19 protein-coding genes and 1 pseudogene are annotated in these 25,000 nt (G+C 68.0%); 1 reads left to right on the top strand and 19 read right to left on the bottom strand.

Features of this window, described 5'->3' with window-relative positions:
- Positions 1 to 56: 56 nt before the first annotated feature.
- The 7 genes from AC3QL2_RS18845 to AC3QL2_RS18875 are packed head-to-tail and all read right to left on the bottom strand — an operon-like array spanning position 57 to position 7,406.
- Positions 57 to 2,183, bottom strand: coding sequence for a 4Fe-4S binding protein (locus tag AC3QL2_RS18845; protein WP_493235162.1), 2,127 nt, complete (start codon positions 2,181 to 2,183; stop codon positions 57 to 59).
- Between the two features lie 8 nt (positions 2,184 to 2,191).
- Complete coding sequence (locus tag AC3QL2_RS18850; RefSeq protein WP_493235161.1) at positions 2,192 to 2,710, bottom strand: SRPBCC family protein; 519 nt, start codon at positions 2,708 to 2,710, stop codon at positions 2,192 to 2,194.
- A 50-nt stretch (positions 2,711 to 2,760) separates the two neighbouring features.
- Positions 2,761 to 3,402: a response regulator gene (locus AC3QL2_RS18855; RefSeq protein WP_493235160.1), complete on the bottom strand. Its 642-nt coding sequence runs from the start codon at positions 3,400 to 3,402 to the stop codon at positions 2,761 to 2,763.
- Positions 3,399 to 4,859, bottom strand: coding sequence for a HAMP domain-containing sensor histidine kinase (locus AC3QL2_RS18860; RefSeq protein ID WP_493235159.1), 1,461 nt, complete (start codon positions 4,857 to 4,859; stop codon positions 3,399 to 3,401). Before AC3QL2_RS18860 ends, AC3QL2_RS18855 begins: the two co-directional genes overlap by 4 nt.
- Positions 4,856 to 5,668, bottom strand: coding sequence for an energy transducer TonB (locus AC3QL2_RS18865; protein ID WP_493235158.1), 813 nt, complete (start codon positions 5,666 to 5,668; stop codon positions 4,856 to 4,858). Before AC3QL2_RS18865 ends, AC3QL2_RS18860 begins: the two co-directional genes overlap by 4 nt.
- Entirely contained in the window at positions 5,665 to 6,624 is a 960-nt protein-coding gene (locus tag AC3QL2_RS18870; RefSeq protein ID WP_493235157.1) for a quinoprotein relay system zinc metallohydrolase 1, read from the bottom strand. Before AC3QL2_RS18870 ends, AC3QL2_RS18865 begins: the two co-directional genes overlap by 4 nt.
- On the bottom strand, positions 6,621 to 7,406 hold the full coding sequence (locus AC3QL2_RS18875) for a quinoprotein dehydrogenase-associated SoxYZ-like carrier (protein ID WP_493235156.1): 786 nt from the start codon (positions 7,404 to 7,406) through the stop codon (positions 6,621 to 6,623). Before AC3QL2_RS18875 ends, AC3QL2_RS18870 begins: the two co-directional genes overlap by 4 nt.
- A gap of 544 nt (positions 7,407 to 7,950) precedes the next feature.
- Here AC3QL2_RS18875 and AC3QL2_RS18880 point away from each other — a divergent pair.
- The gene (locus tag AC3QL2_RS18880) at positions 7,951 to 9,717 is read left to right on the top strand and encodes a PQQ-dependent methanol/ethanol family dehydrogenase (protein WP_493235155.1); all 1,767 of its coding nucleotides are present in this window, start codon (positions 7,951 to 7,953) and stop codon (positions 9,715 to 9,717) included.
- Between the two features lie 147 nt (positions 9,718 to 9,864).
- Here the strand turns inward: AC3QL2_RS18880 and AC3QL2_RS18885 are convergent.
- From AC3QL2_RS18885 to pqqB, 12 genes and pseudogenes are all read right to left on the bottom strand, one after another.
- A pseudogene (locus AC3QL2_RS18885) lies at positions 9,865 to 10,005 on the bottom strand (hypothetical protein); the annotation flags it as partial.
- Positions 10,006 to 10,041: 36 nt separating this feature from the next.
- Positions 10,042 to 10,482, bottom strand: coding sequence for a hypothetical protein (locus AC3QL2_RS18890; protein ID WP_493235154.1), 441 nt, complete (start codon positions 10,480 to 10,482; stop codon positions 10,042 to 10,044).
- A gap of 251 nt (positions 10,483 to 10,733) precedes the next feature.
- Positions 10,734 to 11,999 carry an IS256 family transposase gene (locus tag AC3QL2_RS18895; protein WP_493236435.1) on the bottom strand — a complete coding sequence of 422 codons (1,266 nt, stop codon included), beginning with the start codon at positions 11,997 to 11,999 and terminating at the stop codon, positions 10,734 to 10,736.
- A 431-nt stretch (positions 12,000 to 12,430) separates the two neighbouring features.
- On the bottom strand, positions 12,431 to 13,072 hold the full coding sequence (locus tag AC3QL2_RS18900; protein ID WP_493236230.1) for a hypothetical protein: 642 nt from the start codon (positions 13,070 to 13,072) through the stop codon (positions 12,431 to 12,433).
- Between the two features lie 287 nt (positions 13,073 to 13,359).
- Complete coding sequence (locus AC3QL2_RS18905) at positions 13,360 to 14,931, bottom strand: peptide chain release factor 3 (protein WP_493236231.1); 1,572 nt, start codon at positions 14,929 to 14,931, stop codon at positions 13,360 to 13,362.
- 84 nt (positions 14,932 to 15,015) lie between these two features.
- The gene (locus tag AC3QL2_RS18910; RefSeq protein WP_493236232.1) at positions 15,016 to 20,562 is read right to left on the bottom strand and encodes a CHAT domain-containing protein; all 5,547 of its coding nucleotides are present in this window, start codon (positions 20,560 to 20,562) and stop codon (positions 15,016 to 15,018) included.
- 128 nt (positions 20,563 to 20,690) lie between these two features.
- Positions 20,691 to 21,197: a GNAT family N-acetyltransferase gene (locus AC3QL2_RS18915; RefSeq protein ID WP_493236233.1), complete on the bottom strand. Its 507-nt coding sequence runs from the start codon at positions 21,195 to 21,197 to the stop codon at positions 20,691 to 20,693.
- Between the two features lie 42 nt (positions 21,198 to 21,239).
- A complete protein-coding gene (locus AC3QL2_RS18920; RefSeq protein WP_493236234.1) occupies positions 21,240 to 21,719 on the bottom strand; it encodes a hypothetical protein in 480 nt (159 codons plus the stop codon).
- Between the two features lie 147 nt (positions 21,720 to 21,866).
- Positions 21,867 to 22,997 (bottom strand): pyrroloquinoline quinone biosynthesis protein PqqE, encoded by a 1,131-nt coding sequence (gene pqqE / locus AC3QL2_RS18925; protein WP_493236235.1) that lies wholly within the window; start codon positions 22,995 to 22,997, stop codon positions 21,867 to 21,869.
- Positions 22,994 to 23,278, bottom strand: coding sequence for a pyrroloquinoline quinone biosynthesis peptide chaperone PqqD (gene pqqD / locus AC3QL2_RS18930; protein WP_493236236.1), 285 nt, complete (start codon positions 23,276 to 23,278; stop codon positions 22,994 to 22,996). The genes pqqE and pqqD overlap by 4 nt, the downstream gene beginning before the upstream one ends.
- Positions 23,275 to 24,003, bottom strand: a complete 729-nt coding sequence (gene pqqC, locus AC3QL2_RS18935; RefSeq protein WP_493236237.1) for a pyrroloquinoline-quinone synthase PqqC — start codon at positions 24,001 to 24,003, stop codon at positions 23,275 to 23,277. The genes pqqD and pqqC overlap by 4 nt, the downstream gene beginning before the upstream one ends.
- Positions 24,000 to 24,917 carry a pyrroloquinoline quinone biosynthesis protein PqqB gene (gene pqqB / locus AC3QL2_RS18940; protein WP_493236238.1) on the bottom strand — a complete coding sequence of 306 codons (918 nt, stop codon included), beginning with the start codon at positions 24,915 to 24,917 and terminating at the stop codon, positions 24,000 to 24,002. Before pqqB ends, pqqC begins: the two co-directional genes overlap by 4 nt.
- Positions 24,918 to 25,000 lie beyond the last annotated feature (83 nt).

Here is a 25,000-nt window from a genome sequence, read left to right on the forward strand (position 1 = left end):
CCCCTGGGCCGGGGAGGATGCGTCCTAGATCAAAGGAATGCCTTGCGCGGACCGTTTCAGGGGCGTTGTGCCTCGCCGGATGGGGACAGGCCTTTCTTGCGATACAGCATGATCGGCGCGCAGCGGTTCTCGTCGTGGTAGATGCCGACACAGTCGAGGCACTGGAAGCAGTCGTCATAGCGGATCGCGCCGCTCTTTTCGATGGCGTCGTAGGCGCAGCGGTGGCGGCAGGTCTGGCAGGGCTGGCCGCATTCCTGGCGGCGAGGCAGCCAGTCGAGGAGGCGCAGCTTGCCGCCGAGGGTCATCGCCGCGCCGAGGGGGCACAGGTAGCGGCAGAAGAACTTGTAGTACAGCCCGCCGAGGACGAGCAGCACGACCGCGTAGGCCACGTAGGGCCAGGAGCGGTCGAAGCCGACGGTGATGGCGGTCTTGAAGGGCTCGACCTCGACGCCGGTCTCGGCCAGCCGCGGGGCGAAGGCAGCGGCGGCCACCAGCGCGGCGAGGATCGCGTAGCGCCCGCGGTCGAGGATGCGGGCGACGGTGGCCGGCAGACGCAGCCGCGGCAGGCGCAGCGCGCGGGCCAGCAGCGCGGCAAATTCCTGCAGCGCGCCGAAGGGGCATAGCCAGCCGCAGAAGGTGCCGCGGCCCCACACCACGAAGCTGATCGCGGTGAAGGCGATCAGCAGCAGGCTCACCGGGTCGTACAGGAAGCTCTTGAGGCCGGCGCCGGCGGCCACCGATTTGATCGCGCCGGTGATCTGCACGATGGACAGCTGGCCCTGGGCGTACCAGCCGATGTAGCAGAGGGTGAAGGCCAGGAAGGCCAGCCGGAAGACCTTGAGCCGGCGCGCCGACACGGAGATCCAGCGCGGGCGGGCGAGCACCACGGACAGCAGGATCAGCGCGGCGGCGATGATGGCCAGCTCTACGGCCCGGTCCTTCCAGGCGATCAGCCAGTCGGGCAGCGGTGCCGGCGGCCGTGAGAACAGTTCCTCCGGCGCCTGGTAGTCCAGGTTCACGCTGCGCTGGGTGAGGATCGGCAGCATCGAGCCCTTGGCGCGGGTGATAGTCAGCTCGAAGCGCACCGGCGCCGCTGGATCTACGCCGGACATGGGCGGTACGCGCAGCACCAGCGCGGCGTTGAGGGGCGGCGTGCCGGCCGGCGGGCGCGGTGAGATGTCCAGGTCGCGCAGCTCCACCGGGCCGCCGGCCTGGCTGAAGGCCAGCCGGGCCGGCACGGTGCCGCGGGTGAAGCCGTCGTCGATGAAGGCGTCGCGCCCGGCGCTGGCCACCCAGTAGGCCTGCTGGCCGGGTTCCAGGCGGCGCAGCAGGTCGGCGTGGCCCGCGTCGCCGAGGATCGCCCGGCCGATGGTCGGCGCGTTGAGGTAGGCGACGTAGAGGTCGGTAAAGGTGTCGTCCGGCCGGGCCAGCGCGTCGGCATCCACGCCGGCGCCGTCGCTGCCGGCAAACTGTTTCTCTACGTCGGCGTTGCTGAGGTGCAGGCGGCCGATGGCGCCGGACTTCACCAGTTCGGCAAAGCTGCGGCGCTCGAAGAGATCCGTCTTTACTTCGGCGATCGGCCCCTTGTCGGTGGTCGGCGCGGCAAAGCTCAGGCGGGCGCGGGCCACGGCCAGTCCGGCAGTGAGCACGGTCTGGTTGACGATGCGCACCGAGGCGGTGGCCTTGCTGACCCCGTCCAGGACCACGCGCTTGCTGCCGGCGCCGCTGCGGGTGTTGCCGTACAGGCTGGAAACGGTGATCTCCTGCTTGAGGCTCTTGTTGCGGTACTGGAGCAGGAAGTCGCGCAGCGGGCCTTCGCCGAGGCCGGACAGGAAGACCGGCTCGTGCTGGCGGATCAGCTCCACGTCCATGAAGCCGCCCTTGCGGTCGAGGCTGACCAGCAGGTTCAGCGGCGTGCCCTCGAAGCCGGGGATCGGCGCCAGGTCGATGGATTCGAAGGCGTAGGCTACCGGGCCGGCCTCGGGTTCGAGCTCCGAAGTGATCGGCCAGGCGGGAATGTCGCGCAGCTTCTCGCCCACGTGCAGCGGTGGCGGAAAGCGGCGGGCGATGTCGGAATGGCTCAACTCGCCGGCCTCGGCCTGGAAGGCCAGCCCGGCGAGCAGGAGGGTGAACAGGCCCGCGAGGATGCGGCGGAGCAGGTGGCGCGCGATCCCCGTGGGCATGGCGGCGCTCAGTGGGCTTCGAGCTGCTTCTTGAGGGCGTCGAGGCCGCTGGTGTAGATGCCGCTCACGGCCTTGCGGGCGCCGGCGTCGTCGGCGCCTTCGGCCGGCTTCTCGTCCTTGCGGCGGAAGGTGGACGACCACTCCACGTGGCTGCCGCCCTTGGCCGGCTTGATGGTGAGCGTCGACACGTAGCCGCTGACCGGCAGCGGGGAGTCGATGATGCGGTAGGTGTAGCTGTGGGCGGCGGCCTTGTAGGCGACCAGTTCCTCGACGAGCTTGGCGCCGTCCTTGGTGGTGACGGTGCGTACCGAACCCTTGGTGTTGTTCTTGCCCTTGTCGAGGGTGGTGCTGCCGACGACCGGGTGCCAGCCGAGGTTGTCGAAGTTGCCGATGACTTCCCAGACCTTGGCCGGCGGTGCGGCGATGTCGATCTGTTCCTTCACCTTCAGTTCGGGGCGGGCGGCGAGGGCCGGCGCGGCGGCGGCAACGGCAAGAGCGGCGACGAGGAACTTGCTGCGGTAGGTCATGGAGGTCTCGCTGGTTGAGGGAAAAGGAAAGGAGGAGGAAAGGGAAGGACCTACACCTGGATCAAGCCGGAGCGCACGGCGGCCATCGCCAGCTCAGCCATGTTCTGCACGCCGAGCTTTTGCTTGATGTGATACAGGTGGGTGCCGACGGTGTTGGGGCTGAGATGGAAGTCACTGGCGACCTCTGCCACCGAGCGGCCTTGGGCAAGCTGCAGGAAGACGTTGAATTCCTTGTCGGTGAGGGCTTCGGCCGGGTGCTCGGGGCGGTCGGCGCGGCGCAGCGCGCTGGCAATTTCCGGGTCGATGTAGCGCTGGCCGGCGGCGATCTGGCCAACGGCCTGCAGCAGTTCTTCCGGGGGACTGCGTTTGCACAGGTAGCCGGCGGCGCCGAGCTTGAGGGCCCGCTCGGCGGTGATCGCGTCGGCGTGGGCGGAGGCGATCAGCACGCGGGCCCGGGGCTTCCTGGCCATGATCCGCTCCAGGGCGGCGAGGCCGCCGCAGCCGGGCATCGACAGGTCCATCACCAGCACGTCCGGATCCTCGCCCGCCATCAGTTGCTGGGCAGCCTCGCCGCTGTCGGCTTCGGCGATCACCTGGGCGCCGGCGCCTTCGAGGAGCAGGCGAAAGCCCATGCGCACGATGGCGTGGTCGTCGGCGAGGATGATGCGGAGGCGATCGAGCTGAGTGTTCATGATGCGTCGGGCTCCGGGCTGGGGGAGATAAGGTCGTCGGCTCGGCCTGCCGGCAGGCCGATCGGCAGACGGGCGCGGATGCGCGTGCCGCCTGCGGACGGGCAGGAAATGTCGAGGCTGCCGCCGAGTTCGGCGACGCGCTCGCGCATGCCGGCCAGGCCGAAGCCGGCCTGGCCGGAGGCCGGCATGATGCCGCGCCCGTTGTCGCTGACCTCGACGGTCAGCGCGTCGCCTTCCCGCAGCAGGCGGATGCGGGCTTTGCTGGCCAGGGCGTGGCGGACGATGTTGGTGCACGACTCCTGAACGATCCGCAGGGCGGTCAGTGTTACTTCGTCGGGCAACGGGCTGGGGCCGGCGAACAGCTCAGTGCTGAGCTCGACGTCATTGTGGCGCTGACTCCAGGCGGCGAGGTAGCTGCGCACCGCGTCGTCGAGGGTTTCTTCCGGGCCGCCGCTGCGCGGCGGGCGCAGGCGGGTGAGCAGCGCGCGCACATCGCCCTGCATGCGTGAGGTGACGTCGCGGATCACCTCGGCGCTCTGGCGGATGGCTGGTGTGTTGTCACTGCGCTGGACGATGGCGCCGGCCAGCGCGGCTACCGCGGTGATGCTCTGGCCCAGTTCGTCGTGGAGTTCGCGGGCGATGGCTTTGCGATCGGCTTCCAGTCTTTCGGTGATGGTCCGCGCCATGGCCTGCTCGTGGTTCAGGCGCACGTTTTCGGCCACGGCCCGGTCGAGGCGCAAGGCCATGGAGTTGAAGGCTTCAGCCAGGTGGGCCAGCTCGATGGGGCCGTCCACCGGCAGGCGCGTGTCGAAGTTGCCTTCGCCGGCCCGGTCGAGGGCCGCCATCACGGTGCCGAGGGGCTTGAGGGCGCGGTCGATGGCGAACCAGCAGCCGAGGAACAGACCGGCCAGCGCCAGCAGCGCGCGGGTTGCGGCGGCGGTGAGGTCGTCCCACAGGTCGAGCACGGAGCGGGAGGCATCCGGCTGCAGGCTCAGGGTCAGCGTGCCGGCCTGCAGCTTGAGGGCCGGCAGTTCGGGCTTCAGCCAGTCGAAGAACCAGCCCGGCGCATCGCGGCCGGCCTTGTAGGCCGAAGGCGGCGATTGGTACAGCAGCTTGCCGTCGGTGTCGCGGACCTCCAACTGGTGGGCGCGGATGCGCCCGACCGCGTTGAGGTGGGCGATCAGGCGGGCCTCGGTCCATGCCGGGTCGCCGGCGGCGGTGCCCTGGGCGGAGACCGTCAGCCATTGGCTGGCGACCCGGTTGGCGGCGGTGATCTCTTCGGCGATGGCGACGCGGGCATCGCGGATCCACAGCGCGGCGCCGGTCAGCACGAAGGCGGCGGCCAGCGCGGTGAGCACCAGGCTGACGCGCAGGCGCAGGGACAGGCGGCGGGGCGGGCTGGCGGGCGTCACGTCGGTGGCTCCTTCGGACGCCAGGGCGCAGGCAGGTGCGGTCATGTGGGCTTGTCCAGCTTGAACAGGACCGGAACGACGATCTGGATCTCCTTGTTCTGCAGCGCCTCCGGTGGGCGCGGCAGCGTGCCGGCGGTAGTGACCAACTGCACGGCGTTCTGGTCGAGCACCTCGAAGCCGCTGGAGCGCACCACCTGGGTGGCAACGATGTTGCCCTTGCGGGCGATGGTGATGCGCACCTGGACTTCACCTTCCCAGCCGCGCATGGCGGCCAGGCGCGGGTACTGCTGGTGGCGGGCGAACAGGGACGACAGGCTGCGCCCGTAGCGTTCGAGGAGCGCCGGATCGGGCGGCTCGTCGGCGGCAAGCGCGGGTGCGGCGTCCATTCGGGCGGCGACAGGCGCCGGTGAGGCGGCAGGCACGGGCGTGCGTGGCGTGCTGTCGGCGACGACAGGGGGCGCAGCCGGTGCCGGCGTGCTGGCCTGGGCGACGGGCTCCGCTGCGCGGACCACCGGCGCCGGCGGTGAGTCGGGGCGGGCCGGGCGGGTCAGGATCGGTGTCGGCTTGGGCGCCTGGATGGCGACCGGCGGGGGCGTCCGATGCACGGGCGGCGCTTCGAGCGGTACGGCCACGGCGGGGCGTGGCGGCGGCGGGGCTTCCGGTGCGGGCTGCGGGGCGCGCAGCATCACCTGCAGCGGGCGGGGCAGGGCGGCGGTCTGTTCCGGCGTCCAGCCGCGCTGGGCGAGGAGCACCAGATGCAGGCCGACCGACAGGCCGATGGCCAGCTTGAGCGGGCGTGGCAGCGCCGTCGGGCGCGGCCACGGGGTTTCGGGCAACAAGGGCAGTGTGCTCATCGGGCGTTTCTCCCGGGGCGAGCCAGGGCGTGCTGCTCGTAGGCCGGATACAGCTGGCCCACGGAGCGGCGGTACTCCGCTTCGACTACTGCCAGGCGACGAAATTCAGCAGGCAGCGGGATGGCCAGCACTTCGGTCATGTCGAGGCCGTCTTCGGCGGCCTGGCGCAGATTGCCGTCGAGCCAGCCGAGCCAGGCGCGGGTCTGGCGGATCGGTGCGGCGTCCTGGGCCACCGGGCCGTGGCCGGGGACGATCTGCTTGAAGCCAAGGCTTTCGAGGCGGTCGAGGGCCTTCTGCCAGGCCGCCAGGTTGGCGTGGGGCGTGGTGGGCGCGCGCTCGTTGAAGACCAGGTCGCCGGCGAACAGCACGCCGGTGCTCCGGTCGAAGATCGCCAGGTCGGCGCCGGTGTGGCCATCGAGGGCGATCAGTTCGAGGTGGTGGCCGCCGAGCTCGAGGGGGCCGGCCGTCAGCGGTCTGGCCGGGGCGGCCGGTTCGGTGCCGGCCATCCAGTCGCCGGCGAGGCGGTACATGTTCTCGTTGAAGGCGCCGCCTTCACTATGGATGCCGCTGATGGTGCCGGGCAGCGCGGCCAGGGTTTCCGGGGCGAAGGCCTGGTTGCCGAGGAAGTGGTCCGGGTGGTGGTGGGTGTTGACGACCATCGTTACCGGCTTGTCGGTGACGCGGGCGATGGCGCGCTTGAGCTGCTCGCCGTAGGCCCGCGACGGGCCGCTGTCGATGACCAGCACGCCGGCCGGCGTGACGATGAAGCCGGTGTTGACGATGTTGCCGCCGTTGGCGGTGCTGAAGTCCTCGCTGCGCCCGACCAGGACCCAGGTGCCGTCGGCGATGGCCACCGGCTGCAGGCCGTAGTCCATGTCGGCGGCGGCCAGCAGCAGGGCCCAGCCGAGGGTGAACAGGGCGATGGCGGAACGGGAGGCGCGGCTCAGGAGGCTCATTTTTCGATCACGGCCGAAATGGCGTTGCCGTTGTTGTCACGGCCGCTGACGCGGTAGCCGGCGGCGGTCCGGGCGGAGGGGATATCTACCGAGAACACGGGGTTCTCGGCCAGCGGCTCGAAGCCCTCGATCTGCAGCAGCGGCGCGCCCTGCTCGTCGGTGAGCTTCAGTTCCTGGATGTAGAAGGCCGGCACGCCGGCGGCGAGGCCGGTGTCTTCCGGATGGATGATGCGGAGGCGGATCCGTTCGCCACCTTCCTTGCGGTCCCACACGCGGCTGCTGACTTCGCCGAGACGCTTCTGCCATTCCGGCGAACCGCTGCCGGCAGAGGGCAGCGTGCAGCCGCCGCCGGTGGTATTCACCCAGGTGCCGCCCACGTGCCACACTCCGTCGCGGGTCTTGACCGCGGCGCGGACCGGCGTGGATTGCTGCAGCTTGATGCGGAAGCCGAGGCCCGGGTGTGCGCCTTCCGGACGGAAGCGGACGATGCGGGTGATCGGATTGAAGTCGGCGAAGACCAGGATTTCGGTGGCATCGGGCAGCGCACCGGCATCCACGCTGACCGGTACGTTGAGGGCGTTTTCGGCGGTCAGCGGCGCGCTGACCTTCACGCGGCTGTCGAAGACCACCCGTGCCTTGGCCGGGAAGAACTCCTTGCGCATGTCGCCCCAGCGGGGCGAGTCGAGGGGATCGGTCTGCCGGTCGCCAGCGGCGTGGGCAGTACCAATGGTGAGGCTACAGGCGAGCAGTAGAAGGGCCACTGCGCCATGTACGCGATGCATTCTCAAATCTGTCTCCTTGTCGGCGGCCTGACCCGGGTCGGCGCGCTCTATATGTAGGTAGACGGCTGCAAGAGCTGTGCCAGCAAAATCCGGGGTTTCGCGCGGGCGTCTGGCCTCCTATCCTCACTCCGTGGGGGTGATCTGTCGTGTTTCAGGCAGGCTGCATGGCCCCGGTGGTGGGGCGGGCTGATTACCAGGTGAGCCAGTGTGAATCGGGGCTGCTTTTCATGCGCTGCAGCATGTTCTGCTTCGGGTTGTTCCAACTTGGAGCACTTGGTGTGGAATGAAGCAGATGTATCGACAGACTGAGACGGCGCGACAGATGTCGCGTTTTGACGACGGGTTTTCCCCAGCGCCAACTACCCGTTTTGTATCGGGAATTTTTCCCGGCCACAAAAAACGGCGCACACGGCGGGGATGGATGGCACAGCTCTTGCGGTTTTACCCCCGCAGCACGTTTCGGTTGGGCCGGGAGGTGGCCGTCCCGGATCGTGCTTCAGCACCTTCTCAAAGGAGACACTCAATGATCCAAAGGAGCAAAACAATGAAAAAACCGTTTGCGCTGTCCCTCATTGCGGCAGCACTGATGGTTGCAGGTTCCGTCCAGGCCAAGGAAGTCACCGACGCTGACATCTCCAACGATGCCAAGACCACCGGTGACGTCGTCCACTTCGGCCTCGGTCAGCAAGGCCAGCGCTACAGCACTCTGGACAAGATCAACACCAAGACCGTCAAGAACCTGGTGCCCGTTTGGTCCTTCTCCTTTGGTGGTGAGAAGCAACGCGGCCAGGAATCCCAGCCCCTCGTCTTCGACGGCAAGATGTACGTGACCGCTTCCTACAGCCGTATCTTTGCGCTGGACGCGAAGACCGGCAAGAAGCTGTGGAAGTACGAGCACCGTCTGCCGGAAGGCATCATGCCCTGCTGTGACGTGATCAACCGCGGCGCCGCACTGTACGACAACCTGGTGATCTTCGCGACCCTCGACGCCCAGCTCGTGGCCCTGAACAAGGACACCGGCAAGGTCGTCTGGAAGGAGAAGATCGACGACTACGCCGCCGGCTACTCCGCTTCCGCTGCCCCGCTGATCGTCAAGGGCATGGTCGTGACCGGCGTGTCCGGTGGCGAATTCGGCGTTGAAGGCCGCCTGGAAGCCCGCGATGCCAAGACCGGCAAGCTGATCTGGATCCGCCCGACCGTTGAAGGCCACATGGGCTACAAGTGGGTGAACGGCGAGAAGACCGACAACGGCATCTCCGGCACCCTCAACGCCACCTGGACCGGCGACCTGTGGAAGACCGGCGGCGCCGCCACCTGGAACGGTGCCACCTACGACCCCGACACCAACCTGATCTTCGTGGGCACCGGCAACCCGTCCCCGTGGAACAGCCACCTGCGCCCCGGCGACAACCTGTTCTCGTCCGCCACCGTGGCCATCAACCCGGACACCGGCAAGATCGTCTGGCACTACCAGACCACCCCGCATGACGGCTGGGACTTCGACGGCGTGAACGAGTTCGTGTCCTTCGACTACAAGGATCCGAAGACCGGCAAGGTCATCAAGGCGGGCGGCAAGGCCGACCGCAATGGCTTCTTCTTCGTCATCGATCGTACCAACGGCAAGCTGATCAACGCCTTCCCGTTCGTCAAGGACATCACCTGGGCGAAGGGCATCGACCTGAACACCGGCCGTCCGATCTACAACGACGACAACCGTCCGGGCAACCCGGCCGCCGGCGAAGACGGCAAGAAGGGCAAGACCGTGTTCGCGGCCCCGTCCTTCCTGGGCGGCAAGAACCAGATGCAGATGGCCTACAACCCGAAGACCGGCCTGTTCTACGTGCCGGCCAACGAGTGGGGCATGGACATCTGGAACGAGCCCGTCTCCTACAAGCGTGGCGCGGCCTACCTGGGCGCTGGCTTCACCATCAAGGCCCTGCATGACGACTACATCGGCGCGCTGCGCGCTGTCGATCCGGTCGCCGGCAAGATCGTGTGGGAGAACAAGAACTTCGCTCCGCTGTGGGGCGGCGTGCTGACCACCGCCGGCAACCTGAGCTTCTACGGTACGCCGGAAGGCTACCTGAAGGCGCTGGACGCCAAGACCGGCAAGGAAGTCTGGTCCTTCCAGACCGGCTCCGGCGTGGTGGCCCCCCCGATCACCTGGGAAGAAGGCGGCGAGCAGTTCGTGGCCGTCGTCTCCGGCTGGGGCGGTGCGGTTCCCCTGTGGGGCGGCGACGTGGCCCGTCGCGTGAACTTCCTCGAGCAGGGCGGTTCCGTGTGGGTCTTCAAGCTGCAGACCGCCAAGTAATCGCACTCCCTCGTGGCGCCCGCGCAAGCGGGCCCCACGAACGGAAAACGGCACGGATGCTTTGGGGGCTCCGTGCCGTTTTTCTTTTGCGAACAGCAACGAGTGGCTTGCACCGCGATGCCCGAATGCATAGGCATACGCGATGCCGAGCTTGAAAGCGAGGACCTCCAGATCTGGCGCGATCGCAGCCAATACGCCGGCCACAAGGAGTCGGGAAGCAATCCTGTGCTGACCGAGCCCGATCCCTATCGCGAGGGGAACAGCGGCGTGAGAAATGATGGTTGGCATGGCGCTTGGTGCAGGGGATGAGTGCGGTTTGGGAAATCACACCAACTGCGACACGCCGTAGGTCGATCCGAGCAACACCAGCCAGATGAAAAGGGTGGCAACGATGTTCTGCTCGCGCTCCAGGTGCGTGTAGAAGCAGTGCCCCAGCAACTTCACCATCCTGTCCGTCCCGGCCAGGAAGCCCGTCAGGGCCGGCGCCAGGACCATGACGAACAGGCTCGCCGGAATGTCCGCTCCTGCAAGGAGAAACCTCGGCAGTCCGGGACTGTGCCGGAAGATGACGAGCATCACGATCAGAACGGAAACATTGAAGAACAAGGGCGCGAGGACCGCCGCGAGCAGACGGTCGGGCAGACCGATGGCTTCGGGACGCGGCTGACGTCTCTTCATGGATGAGCTCTGCTGCGGTGTGCTCTGCATTTTGTCGGACCATGCATAGCCGGTGAGGACAGCCAGCAGCCGAAGGCGTGTCGTCATGGTTGGCTTTTAATGCAAATGAATGCGACTTACATAAAGCTGATGATTCAGATCGAATAGTCTCGCGATTGCAGGAGCCAATCAATCGCTGCGCCCTCGCATGGGCTCGCGACCATCTCAGAGGTACTCGTGACTATCCCGGAGGGCCTCGCGACCCCCGCCGGGGTGGTCCGTCCGGGAGTGTCAGATATTTTGTGTTCAAGGCGGTTCGATTCTTCCTGCCCTGCCGCGGCAGGGCAGGAAGAATCGGCTCATCGTGTCATCGCCGGGATGAAACGATCGGTGTAGAGGATGGCAAACTGGTTCATCGCCTGCCTCCAGTACAGCATCGGCTTCTTCCACTCGGCCGTAATGTTGCGCAGCGCCAACCAGATCAACTTGGTCGCCGCCTCGTCCGTCGGGAAGTGGCCCCGCGTCTTGATGATCTTGCGTACCCGCGCATTAAGACTCTCGATAGCATTGGTCGTGTAGATGACCCGGCGCACCTCGGGTGGGAAGGCAAAGAACGGGATCACCTGCTCCCAGGCCCGTCGCCACGACAGCGTGATGGTCGGGAAGCGCTGCCCCCATTCCCCTTCTGCAAACGCCTCGAGCGCCGCCTCCGCCGCCTCGACGCTCACCGCCTGGTAGATCGGCTTCAAGGCATCGGCGAGCCCCTGACGGTCCTTATAGCCGGCGTAGCCCAGGCTGTTGCGCAGTAGATGCACGATGCAGGTCTGTAGCGTCGTGCGCGGATACACCGCTTCGAGCGCCTCGGCCATGCCTTTCAGACCGTCGGTGACGGCAATCAGGATGTCGTCGCAGCCGCGCAGCTTCAGGTCGTTGAAGACCTTCAGCCAGAACTTCGCTCCTTCGGTCTGCTCGATCCACAGGCCCAGGATGTCCCGGCTACCGTCCGAGCGCACGCCCAGCGCCAGGAATACCGCCTTGCTGCACACCACCGCATCCTCGCGGATCTTCACCCGCAAAGCATCGAAGAACACCACGGGGTACATCGCCTCGAGTGGCCGGCTCTGCCACTCCCGCACTTCTTCCATCACCGAGTCGGTGACCTGGCTGATGAAGTCCGGCGACACCTCTGTGTTGTACATCTGCATTAGAAATGCCTGGATCTCGCGCACGCTCATCCCGCGGGCGTACATCGCAATGATCTTGTCGTCGAAACCCGTAAAGCGCCGTTCGTGCTTGCCGATCAACTTCGGCTCGAACTGTCCGGCACGGTCCCGCGGCACGTCGATGCGCAGCGGCCCCTCGTCGGTGAGCACCGTCTTGCCGCTCGTGCCATTGCGCTGGTTGGCGCTCGATTCAGGCTTCTCCTCGCCCGCTGCGTAGCCAAGGTGATGGCTCATCTCGGCCTGCAGCGCCCGCTCGATCAGCGCCTTCTTGAAACCGCGCATCACGTCCTCGACCGCCTCTGCCGTCATCGGACCTGTCACCATCTGCTCCAGCCATCGCTTCGCCTCTTCCGGCAACTCCGCAACGGCGGGCAGGGGCTGTTTCTGTTTCTTCCTTGGCATAACCTTCCCTTTCAGGGCTTACGTTATGCCTCAAACACAAAAATTCTGACAGGCTCGTCCGTCCTATATCAGAAGCCCTCGCTTGGGTGTGGGGGATAGGGCGGGGCTGTCTCGGAGCTGCTCGCAAGGAGCACCCGGACAGTCGGTCCCTATCCCGGTGGGCCTCGTGAGCAGCTTTGAGCTCCTCGCGAGGGGCTTTCGGACAGGGCGGGAGTATCGGCGGGATAGGGGCGGTCTGTCCCGGAGGGGCTCGCGAGGGATTCGCGGACAGGACAGGACATTCGCCGGGCTCCTCGTGAGGAGCTTCCGGATAGTCGGGATGAGCTCGGGGATTGCCGGATCGGTTGCGGGGCGTGTCGGGTGAGGCGGGTCGCGTGTGCGGAGCAGCTCGGCTTTTGGGGGCTGGGCATCGCGGTTGCAACCGTCTTGCGTCAAGCCGCTGGATTGGCCTGCAGGAACCGGATCAAGGCCTGGAAATTGGAGGCGGCCTTGCCGCTGGGATCGACGATGCTGCGGCTGAAGTATTTCTCGATGTTGGCCGCCGTGATGGCCGTGTCGAGTGGATCGTAGGTCGTGCCGCTGGCGCCGCCCGCCGTGTGCCCCATCATCCGGGTCAAGGCAATCTGGCCGAGGCCGGCGGCGGCGGCCTTGTCGCCGCTTGCCACGGCCTTGTCGTACAGCGCCTTTTCGGCCGGGCTGAGATTCGCCATGGTATTGACGAGCCCGGTGGCCTTTTGCATGTAATCGAGATCGTCTGCGCTCAGCTCGTCGGGGGATTTGCCCTGGGCGGCGATCGCGGCGAGCCGCTTGTCGTTGGCGAACAGGTAGGCCTGATCTTCCGCTGAGCGGTTGATCGGGCCGCTGGACCGGATCTCTGCCAGCCGGACGGCGACGACCCTGTCGTCATTGGTGGCAGGGAAAGAGGCCGAGGCGGCAAGTGCATCCCGTGCGGCCTGGGAAATGCGGACGGTATCGGCAGTGTTTGCCGCAGAAATGGCCGGGGCCTGCCGGCCCGAGGCCGTACGCGCCATTTCGGTGGTGAATGCAAGGCGTGACGCGGCCTGGATGAGCATGTTGCGCCTCCGGTTTCAGATGCTCACAACAGTTGCAATGAGCATGCCAATGGCGAATCGGAAGGCTATGAACGGGAGGCATCCCGTTATCAGGCACGCCACCTTGCAAGTACGGGGGCAAGGCGATGACACCCGACGTCGGCGCGCATTGAGTTGCCGTTCTGCAAGGCGGATCCCCTGCGTTGGCTATGACAAGCGGTGCTGCTGGAGGATGGACGGGCGGGATGCGGGGCTGGCGTGCGGGGCGGGGGGGCCGCCGTCGGGGCCGACGGCGGCGGAGGGGAGGGTCAGTAGATTTCCCGTGTTTCCAGGAACTTGATGTCGGGGAAGCGTTCCTGGGCCATTTGCAGGTTGACCCGGTTGGGGGCGAGGTAGACGTAGTCGCCGTTGCCGTCCAGCGCCATGTTGGCGGGGGACTTGTCGGCGAGGGCCTTGAGGTCGGCGTCGGAGCCGCGCAGCCAGCGGGCGGTGGCGTAGCTGCAGGATTCGAACATCACGTCCACGCCGTATTCGAACTCCAGCCGGTGGGCGACCACGTCGAACTGCAGGGTACCGACGGCGCCGAGGATCAGCTCGTTGGTGGTGGTCGGGCGGAACAGCTGGGTGGCGCCTTCCTGGGCGAGCTGTTCGAGGCCCTTCTGCAGCTGCTTCATCTTCAGCGGGTTCTTGATCTGGGCGCGGCGGAAGTATTCCGGCGCGAAGCTGGGGATGCCGGTGAACTGCAGGTCCTCGCCCTCGGTGAAGGTGTCGCCGAGGTGGATGGTGCCGTGGTTGGGAATGCCGATGATGTCGCCGGCCCAGGCTTCGTCGGTGGTGTTGCGGTCTTGCGCCATGAAGGTGATGGCGTTGTTGATGGCCAGGCTCTTGCCGGTGGACACCTGCTTGAGCTTGCCGCCACGTTCGAAGCGGCCGGCGCAGACGCGGATGAAGGCGATGCGGTCGCGGTGCTTCGGATCCATGTTGGCCTGGATCTTGAAGACGAAGCCGGAGAACTTGTCTTCGTCGGGTGCCACCTGGCGGGTCTTGGCCGGGCGGGCCAGCGGGGCGGGGGAAAGATCGACCACGGCGTCGAGCAGGCTCTGCACGCCGAAGTTGTTCACCGCCGAGCCGAAGAACACCGGGCACTGCTTGCCGCCCAGGTAGGCTTCGCGGTCGAAGGTGTGGGAGGCGCCGCGGACCAGCTCGATGTCCATGCGCAACTCATCGGCCTGGTCGCCGATCACTTCGTCGAGGCGCGGGTTGTCGAGGCCCTGGATGATTTCCGAGGTGCCCTTTTCGGCCTTGGGGTCGAAGAACTGGATGGTGTCGTTGTACAGGTGATACACGCCGCGGAAGCGCTTGCCCATGCCGATCGGCCAGGTCATCGGGGCGCATTGCATGCCCAGCACCGATTCGATCTCGTCGAGCAGGTCGATGGGCTCACGGCCTTCCCGGTCGAGCTTGTTGATGAAGGTGACGATGGGCGTGTCGCGCAGGCGGCACACGTTGAGCAGCTTGATGGTCTGGGCTTCGACGCCGTTCACCGAGTCGATGACCATCACCGCCGAGTCCACCGCGGTGAGGGTGCGGTAGGTGTCTTCGGAGAAGTCTTCGTGGCCCGGGGTGTCGAGCAGGTTGATGACGCATTCGCGGTACGGGAACTGCATCACCGACGAGGTGACCGAGATGCCGCGCTGCTTTTCCAGCTCCATCCAGTCGGAGGTGGCGTGTCGCGCGGCCTTGCGGGCGCGGATTTCGCCGGCCACCTGGATGGCGCCGCCGAACCAGAGCAGCTTTTCGGTCAGCGTGGTTTTACCCGCGTCGGGGTGGGAAATGATCGCGAAGGTGCGACGGCGGGCGATTTCCTGGGTGGCGGACATGATGCGGTGCGGTAAGACGGAAAGGCCGCGATTATACAGGCAGCCGGCGGCCACCCCGGGGGCGACCGCCGGCTGGCGTGCGGACTAGGTGGACAGCGCGGTCCGGATCTCGCCCAGCACGGCGGCGGCATCCGCCACGGCCTGTTCCCGCCCGGCCGCCGCATCGAGCTTCTGCAGGGCCTGCAGCAGGATGTCGATGGTGGACGCGACGGATTCCCGCTCCCGTGGTGTGGCGCTGCTGCTGGCCAGTTCCACATAGGCGGCCTTGGCGTCGCCGAGCCGTTTGGCGCCGCCCCGCCCGCCGGCGGCCAGTTCGAGCAGTCCGTCGGCCAGTTGCAGGTCGGCCTGGCTGGCCCGCGCCCAGAAGTCCTTGGCGGGCGCCGCGGGTTGTGTGCGCAGGGACTTGAGCAGGGCCCGCGTGGCGGCCGGTTCGCCGTCAGGGAAGCCGGCGGTGAGCCCGAGCAGCGCGCTGGCGTTGGCGGCGTTGAGGCCCGGGTAGTGGATGTCGCCGCCTTCCTGGCGTGCCTGCACCGTGGCCCGCTGGTAGGCGTCCTGCATGCCGCTGAGGGCCTTGAGGGCAGCATCCTTGTCGCCGGCCTGCAGCTGGCAGACCAGACGGCGCTTGTCTGCCGCGGCCTGCAGGCTGAGCCGTTCGGCGCTGACGGGGCGATAGCGGCTGTCCACGGCGAGGATGGCCGCCGTCTCGTCGAGGAGGGCCAGGGCGCCGGCAGTGTCACCCGTGTCGGCAAGCACTTTGGCGCGCCGCGTCAGCATGTTGGCGAGTTGCTCCTCGGCCTTGCGCGATGCGCTGGCGTCGGGGGCGGCGAGGGCGCGCCGGTAGAAGTCGATGGCGTCGTCGTGGCGGTTGTATTCGGCCTTGAGGGCGCCGAAGGCTTCCAGAATGTTGCCTTGCCCGATCCAGCCCTGGCGTTCGCACAGGGCCTGCAGGGCCTTGGCGTGGCGTTCGGCGTAGGCGGTGGCGTCCTTGTCGAGGGCCAGCGCGTGGCGGGCGCGCAGGGTGAGGCGTTCCAGTTCGCACAGGACTTCCGACGCGGCCAGGTAGTGGTCGTAGTTGGCGGGCTTGGCCTTGGGCGTGACGCTGTGCTGCGGGCGCGGCAGCACGAAGCCGGGATCGCCGTAGCACTGGTAGGCGCCCCAGGTGTTGGAGCTGCCGAAGGCGTCGAAGGTGGCGCTGCGGGCGGCCAGTATCGATTCGCCGAAGTTGGTGCCGTCCAGGAAGTGTTCGTAGAAGGTCTCGGCGAACAGCTGGGCGGCGTCGTCCAGCACCTCCCAGCCGGCGGCGATCACGCAGCGCACGCCGATCTCGATGAGCTCGGTGGCCAGGTTGGCGGCCAGACCCGGGCTGCCGGGGCGGGCCGTTGTGGGGGCGCCGTCCGGCCTTTCTTCTATGCGGCCGAGGCTGCAGCAGTTGATGAAAACGAAGTCCGGGACGGCGCGCATCTGCGCGATGTGGGCGGGGGTCAGCAGGTCGCCGCCGCCGATCACCATGCCGGTGGCCTTGCGGACTTCCGGCAGGCCGTCGGTGGCGGGGATGTCCTGCTGGTACAGGCCGTGGCCCGACAGGTGCAGCATGCGCCACTCGCCGCTGAACAGGTCGAGGAGGATCTGCCGGGATTCGTCCTGGATGTGCAGGCTGGTCTCGATGCCGGCACCGTCGAGCAGGCCGGTCACGCCCTGGGCTTCCTTCTCGGCCCCGCCCAGGGACGGCAGGTAGCGGTGCCAGGCACCGAGATCCGGATTGCCGACCACCAGGGCCTTGAACTCGTTGCTACGCCGGACATTGAGGCGGAACTGGCCGGTGGACAGCTGGCGGATCAGGCCGCTGCGCACCGACAGGGGCTGGCCGCTGTCGCTGTCGTCCTTGGTGGCCCGGTCGCGCAGCAGCTCCCAGGGGTAGGCGGCGGCGGTCTTGTCCACGATGAGCTGGACGCGCCGGCGGTCGGGGGCCAGGTCCTTCAGCCAGTTGGGGATCAGCAGTTCGAACAATGCGCGGCCGACCTGCTCCTGGTCGGTGGTGGTGCCGATCAGGCTGTCGGTGAAGCGTTCGATGTCCTTGAACGGGACCGCGTTGTAGGTGCGCTCGGCACGAGCCAGTTCGCCGTAGACGTCGAACATCAGGCGTGGTGCGCCGTCGCTCGTGCCGCCCACCGCGCTGATGGCGATGCGCTGCCAGCTGCCTTCGTCCGTGTTGCTGCTGGCGCGCCGCTGGCCGCCCTGGTGAGGCCGGATCGCCGCATCCACGAAGAAGGCACGGGCCAGCGCCCGGTCCACGCCGACCGCGTCCTGGGCGGCGCGCAGCGCGTTGATGGCGCGGTCTTCCAGGACCTCGATGAAGTCCAGCCGGTCGAGGCGCAGCTTGCCGGCGAGGCCGGCACGCTCCAGGCGCAGGCGGGCGTCCCGGTGGCCGCGCAGCGTGGCGGCCACCGAGTCGGCGAGGCTCAGCTCGCCGATGCCGGCGCCGATCAGCAGCGCGCTGATGCCGACGCCGAGGGGCTGTTGCCGCTCGGCGGGGTCTTTCAACTCCTCGGCTTCCAGCTCTTCGGTGGCGTAGGTGGCGACGGCCTTGGCGACCGACTGGGCGAGTTCGCCGGCCGACAGCTGGCCGATGCGCCCGATGCCGATGACGATGGCGCCGTTGGCGAAGTGCTCGTTCGGGCGCTTGCGGTAGATCGAGAAGCTGCCCAGGGCGCCGGCATGCAGGCCGGCGTCGAGGCGTTTCTGCATGCGCCCGCCGAGGGCCTGGTCGAGCAGCTTCTCGGCGAACTCCAGCGCGTTGGCGCCCCAGGTGTGGCCGACCAGCACGGCCGATTCGGCGTACATGACGTCACCGTGGAGCACACGCACTTCGGTACGGTAGCCGCCCCGTGCGGCCTTGCGGGCGGAGCGCAGGGCGCCGCCGGTGGCGGCTGCCAGCAGTTCGCCGCGGCTCGGGTACAGGGCCGCATCGGCTGCGTCGCTGCGCCAAGGCTGAAGTGCCACCGCCCCGCGGGAGACCGGCGGCTGGGCGGACAGGCGGTCGCTGCGGCCTTTCTCGAGCAGGTCCAGGTAGCCGTCGTGGGCTTCGGTGGCTTTCGGCATGTCGCCGTGCACGCTGCGCACGTAATACACCCGGCCGCCCTTGCGGCAGCTGTCGGGAATGCCGGTGGACCAGGGCACGCGGCCGTCGCCCTCGGGGGTGCAGAGGATCTGGAAACGACCGGAGGTGTCCACGACGGCCTTCTCAGGGGTCTGGTCGGCGAGGCCCGCGACATACACTAGGCGCGGGCTGGAGAGCAGCGGGTCGGATTGGTCCAGGGCTTCCCACAGCGTCGCCGACTGGCCCAGCACGTCGGCCGGCGGCAGCGGCCACTTGGCGTTGGCGTCGGCCTGCCTGAAGGCACTCCAGGTATCGACCTTGCGGATGTTCTGGTCGTCGCCGCCAGCGGCCCAGGGCAGGAGCTCCATGACGCCGGGGAACTGGCCGGCGGTGGCGAGGAGTTCCTCCTGGGAATGGCACAGGTCCAGTAGGGCCAGCTGGCGGAAGAAGCTGTCGCGGCCGGTGAGCAGCAGGGTGATTGAATGGGAGCCCTGGTTCGGTGTGCCGAGCATCAGTACCCTCGGGTCGCCAGGGTGGCCGTTCCAGGCGTTCCACAGCTCGGGATGGGCGGCGAAGGTAGCGCGCAGCAGCACGCCGCCCATGGAGTGGACGACGATGTGCACGGGCTTGCGTTCGGGCGCCATCGCCGCGATGGCGTCCTTGATCCGCTGCGCCAGCCCGTCCACCGAGGTGGCCAGCCGCTTGCGCCAGTCGTAGCCGTACATGTCCACCTTGTAGCCGCGCTGGCGCAGGCTGTTGGCGAGGGGCACGTAGGTGTCGGCGAGGGGCTGGCCGGGTTGCACGTCGTCGTCGATGGCGAGTTTGTCGCGGAAGGCGCCGCCGGCCAGGGACAGGATGCTGGCCCACACTTCGCTCTTGTTCACCAGCAGCTGGCTGCCGCACAGGCCGGGCACTACCACCACGGTGCCGCGCGGTTGGGCGGGGTCGGGCTGGGCACGTGGGCCGAACAGGCCGCGGGCCTGCTCGCCGGTGGCGTCGGGCAGCGGCCAGTCCCCGTGGTAGTCGCGGAACAGGCTGTCGGCGTCGGGGGACTGCACGAGGGCGGCAACGACGGCGGCGGCGCTGTCGTCGTTATGGAAATAGCGGAAGTGATTGACGTCGCCGCCGCTGCGGAACTGCACGCGGCAGCGCGGAGCACTGGCCGGCGTCGGGCGGATGGCGCCGTCGAGCATCGAGCGGGTGTCCACCACCAGGTCGTGGTCGCGCTCGTAGAAGCGGTCGGCGAGCCAGATGCGCAGCGCGGCGAGGCGGTCGCCCTCCATCGGCGCAGCATCGCCGGCGATCACGTAGAGCTCGCCGCGGGCCGGTGCCGCGTTGATGACGCCGAGCAGCGGCGCGCCGGGCATCATGGCCTGCAGGCCGGGCAATTGATCCACGCGGCGGCGGCTGGCCAGCACCGAGGCGACGGTTTCGGTGACCATGTCGAGGCCGGCCTGCAGCAGTTCAGGCACGCCGAAGCCGCGGCTCTCGCTGGCCTTCATCTCCAGGCCGATGGCGGCGAGCACCGTCAGCGAGCCCCACTGGTCCAGTTTGTCGCCGGCCAGGCTGGTGCCGCGGGCCGGGCAGGCGGCGCGCACGAAGCGCTCGATGGCGAGCTCCGGGCGGCTGCGCAGTTCATTCACCAGCTTGCCGAGGGCGTCCCGGTGGCGTTTGATCGCGTCCTGCAGGTCGGCGTCGTCGGAGGCGCGCGGGCCGAGGGCCTGCTGGGCTTCGGCCAGGTCGAAGCCGTCCGGGTCGAGGCACAGCAGTTCGCCGACCAGGCCGCCGCGGGAGTGGGACAGGAAGCTGATGCGGCCTTTCTGCGGCAGCAGGCGGGCGGCGTCGAGGGCGTTTTCGATGGGGCTGCGGGTCAGCGTCCAGTGTTCGAGGGCGTAGATGCGTTCGCCGTAGTGCTCGCGCAGGGCCTGCCAGCGCTCTTTCTGGTCCTGCCACAGGCGGCCGAAGCTGCCGGCGGTGCTCGAGCCGGTGCCGTGCAGCAGCAGCAGCGTCGGGCCGCCGTCGGGGATGGGGGCGGTGAGGCGCGGGCCGAGGCTGCCGTCGGCGCGCAGGGGGAACACCCCTTCCACCGGAATGGCCCGGTTCTGGACCTTGTCCACGATGGTGTTGCGCAGCGCGTCGTCAGGCTTGATGTTGAGCCAGCGCAGGGCCTTGAGGGCGAGCTGGCCGACGAAGCCGCGCTGGGCGGCGGGCAGGCCGAGGGACGTGGGCAGGGACCAGGATTCGTCGTCGCCCAGCCCGCGCGCTTCGCCGGCATGGGGATCGCCGAGGCGGGCGCGCAGGTCTTCGGCGGCGGTCCAGAAGCGCAGGCCGCCTTCCAGCTCGACTTCGACCAGTGCGCCGTTGGGAATCTCCTGCACGAGATCCTCGCCGGTTCCACGGGCGCTGCCGGCGATCTCGATGGCCGAGGCCTCGATGCCGGCGAACAGATCGGCGGTGCGCCCCTGACGGGTCAGCCACAGCGTGGCGTCGTCGGCCTTCTTGCCGCTGACGCGCAGTTTGAGCTTGCCGGACATGATTTTCCTCCCCCCTTGTTGTTGTCGTAGCCGACGGCGGCTGTCGCGTCGGCGCGCGCAGCCATTCCGGGGAAGGATAGCCTTCAGGGAGGCGGAATCAAGATTCGAAATGCATTTTCATGCGGATGTCAGGGGCGCCGGAACTCCATCATCATCAGGCGGCGGCCGTCGGCTTCGTATTTGCCGACGACACGGAAGCCCAGCCGGTTGAAGCGCCGGGGCCGTGCGGTGGACACCAGCAGGCGGCCGCTGTGGAAGTTCTCCATGACCCACGCGATGCGCGCGGCGATCAGCCCGCGGGCGATGCCCTGGCCGCGCACGTGCTCGGCGACTGCCGACATGTACAGGATGTGGGTGTCGATGGCCCAGTCGGCAGCCTTGATGCCGCCCGCGCCGACGATCTCGTTGCCGCGCCGGGCGATGAAGAAGTGGCGGTAGAACGGGGCTTCGGCGGAGACCAACTGCGCGGCGATGCGGGCGCCGTCATAGCGCTGCGGATTGTCGAAGGACGCCAGCAGCACGGCGGCGGCGGCTTCGCGGCCCGCGTGGTCGTCGGGCAGCAGCAGGTCGATGGTGATCGGTTCCGTGGCGCATCCTCCCGAGTGGCGGCGCCGGAGGTGCGCCGTGGCCGCCATTCAACCTGCGCCGTGTTGCAGGGGTGTTGCGGGAGGAGGTGCTTAGGGAACGACGAAGAAGCGGTACTTGCTGGGCAGGCCCTTGCGCAGCTGGATGCCACGCCCGGTGGCGGCCGGGTCGCGCGTGAAGATCTTGACCTGGGCGGACGGGCGGACCAGCAGCTCGTCAGAATCGCAGAGGATGATGCCGCCCTCGGTCTGGCGCTGCTTGCACAGGGTCAGCCACAGGGGGCCGTTGAGCGGGGCTTCGGCGGCCGGCGCCGCGGGGGCTTCTTCCACGGTGGTTTCGCCCTTGGGGGCGGCCCGGTCCGTCTTGTCCTGCTTTGGCTTGTCGCTCCGCGCGGGCCGCGGGCGCGGTGCCGGAGTCGGTGCCGGCTTGCTGCCGGTGGCGTCCTCAGTGGCCTCGTGCCGGGATGGGGTGCTCTTTTCCGCCGGCGCATCGGGTTTCAGGGTGGAGCAGGCGCCCAGGGTGCAGGCAGCCAGCACGGCGAACAGGGAAGGACGAAAGTGGGAGAAATGCATGACGAATCGGCGGCCGGAATCGGCGGGATTCTAACATGGGGGCCCGGCCTGGCCGGGGCGGGGGCACGGCCCCTCGGGATGAGTCCGGGTTGGGGCTGTCGGGAAACGGTTGTCAGTGCTCGCTTGGGGAAGCCGCTCCCGGACGCATCAAAATGCGCGATCGAGGGCGCGGGAGTTTTTCGGGTCGCGGAAGACCAGCGGCTTGACGGTGGCGGCCTGCTCGGCCTTGGCCAGCGCGGTGTCGATCAGCGCGTGGTCTGGCGACTTGGGGCACACCGGGTCGGTGGCGTCGGCGTTGCCGGTCAGCATGTAGGCCTGGCAGCGGCAGCCGCCGTGGTCCTTCTCCTTGTCCTCGCAGCTCTGGCAGGTTTCCGGCAGCCAGGCGGTGCCACGGAAGCGGTTGAACAGCGGCGACTCGTGCCAGATCCAGTCCAGCGCGTGCTCGCGCACGTCGGGGAATTCGAGGCCCGGCAGCATGCGGGCGGTGTGGCAGGGCAGGGCCAGGCCGTCCGGGGTCACGGACAGGAAGACTTCGCCCCAGCCATTCATGCACTTCTTGGGTTTCTTCGACTGGTAGTCCGGCGTCACGAAGAGGATGCGCATCTTCTTGCCGAGCTTGGCCTTCCAGCGCTCGGTGACGGCCTCGGCTTCGGCCAGCTGGGCGGCGGTGGGCATCAGCGCCTCGCGGTTGAGGAAGGCCCAGCCGTGGTACTGGGTGTTGGCCAGCTCCAGGTATTCGGCGCCGATCTCCACGGCCATCTCGATGATGCGGTCGAGGTGGTCGATGTTGGTCCGGTGCAGCACGCAGTTGATCACCGTCGGGTAGCCGGCGGCCTTGGTCATTGCCGCCACCTTGCGCTTCAGTTCGAAGGTGCGGGTGTTGGTGATGAGGTCGTTGGCTTCGCGGGTGGCGTCCTGGAAGGACAGCTGGATGTGGTCCAGCCCGGCTTCCTTGAGGGCCGCCAGGCGCGCTTCGGTGAGGCCCACGCCGGAGGTGATCAGGTTGGTGTAGAAGCCCAGCTTGCGGGCCTCGCCGACGAGGATCTCGATATCGTCGCGGAGCAGCGGCTCGCCGCCCGAGATGCCGAACTGGGCGGCGCCCATCTCCCGCGCCTCGCGGATCACCTTCAGCCAGTCCTCCGTCGCCAGCTCCGGTCCGGCCTGGGCGAAATCCACCGGGTTGTAGCAGAAGGCGCAGTGCAGCGGACAGCGGTAGGTGACCTCGGCCAGCAGCCACAGGGGGCCGGGGCGGCGGGGGACGAGCAGCGGCTCCATCATTCGTCCTTCCATTCGATCCAGTTTTGAGCGTCAGCCATCTGAAGGAAGGCCTCGATGTCGGCGGTCAGGTTGCTGGCCTTGAAGGCCGCTTCCAGGTCGGCGACGATCTCCGCCACGCTGCGCTCACCGTCGCAGCGTTTGAGGATCTCGCCGGCGCTCTGGTTGAGCTTGACCATGCCTTCCGGGTACAGCAGCACGTGGGCCTGCTGGGCCGGTTCCCACTGGAAGCGGAACAGCCGGTTGATGGCCGGGCGGGCGCCGACGGTGCTGCCGGTGCTCATTGGGCTGCGTCCTGCACGCCGCCTTCCAGGCCGTACTTGACCATCATCGCGTCGTTCATCGACCACAGGATGTCGAGCTTGAACTTGAGGATGTCGAGCGCGCGGAGCTGGGCGGCGCGGGTGTCGAAGTAGCCGAGGGTGATCGCCAGGCCTTGTTCCACGTCGCGGCGGGCCTGGGTGACCCGGTTGCGGAAGTACTGCAGGCCGTCGGACTCGATCCACGGGTAGTGCTCGGGCCAGTTGGCCAGGCGCTGCTTGTGGATGGTGGGGGCGAACAGCTCGGTGAGGCTGGAGCACACGGATTCCTGCCACGGGCGCTGGCGGCAGAAGTTGAGGTAGGCGTCGCAGGCGAAGCGCACTGCGGGGATCACGTGGCGCTGGTCGACGATCTCCTCGCGGCTGAGGCCGACCGCCTGGCCGAGGCGCAGCCAGGCTTCGATGCCGCCGGCGTCGTCGCCGTGGCCGTCGTGGTCGAGGATGCGCTGGATCCATTCCCGGCGCACTTCCCGGTCCGGGCAGTTGGACATCACCGCGGCGTCCTTCTGCGGGATGATGATCTGGTAGTAGTAGCGGTTGGCCACCCAGCCCTGGATCTGCTCACGCGTCGCCTTGCCGGTGTTGAGCATGACGTTGAAGGGATGGTGGATGTGGTACGCGGCGCCCTTGTCGCGCAGCTGCGCTTCGAACTCTTCGGGCGTCCAGGGGCGAAGCTGGTCTTGGCTCACAGTGCGATCTCCATGCCGTCGTAGGCCACCTCGATGCCGGCGGCGGCCAGGGCCGCGCGTTCTGCCGAGCTTTCGTCGAGGATCGGGTTGGTGTTGTTGATGTGGATGAGGACGCGGCGCACGTGGCGCGGCAGGCGGCTGAGCTGTTCGATCATGCCGCCGGGGCCGCTCTGGGCCAGGTGACCGATGTCGCGGGCGCGCTTCTTCGACAGGCCCAGGCTGATCATCTCGTCGTCGGTCCAGAAGGTGCCGTCCACCATCACGCAGTCGGCGCCGCTCATCGCGTCGAAGACGGCGTCGTCCACTTCGGCCAGGCCGGGCGCGTAGAACACCCGCTTGCCGCTGGCCGGGTCGATGACGGTGAGGCCGATGTTGTCGCCGGGCACCGGGTTGCCGCGGTGCGGCGAGTAAGGCGGTGCTGCGGACAGCAGCGGCATGGCGCGCCAATCCAGGGTGGCGGAGCCCTGCGGATGGAAGCTGCGGCCGTCGAGCGGAACCGGCTGGCGGTCCACGCCGCAATAGTGTTCGAGCAGGTGCAGGATGGGGTTGCCGCGGGTCAGATCCTCGAACACCGGGTCGGTGGTCCAGATCGGCCATGGGCTGCCCTTTTCGCGCAGCATGTAGAGGCCGGTGGTGTGGTCAATCTGGGCGTCCACCAGGACGACCGATTCGATACCGCAGCCGCGCAGGCCTTCGCTGGGCCAGGTGCCGGCAAATTGCTGGAATTGCTGCAGGATGTCCGGCGAGGCATTGACGAGCGTCCATTTGGCGCCGTCGGCGCTCACTGCGATGGACGACTGGGTGCGGCGCTGCAGGCCCGCCTGGCCGGCACGTACGCCCCGGCAGTTGGCACAGTTGCAGTTCCACTGGGGAAAGCCACCGCCGGCGGCGGAGCCGAGAACTCGGATTTTCATGGCTTGGACGTGACCGCTGGTGCTGTGTGGGGCGTTGCGGCACCGGGGGGCCGAGCCGCAACGCCGACTCGCCAAGGCGAGAT

The organism is Zoogloea sp. GW822-FHT05C07 (assembly GCF_058800215.1).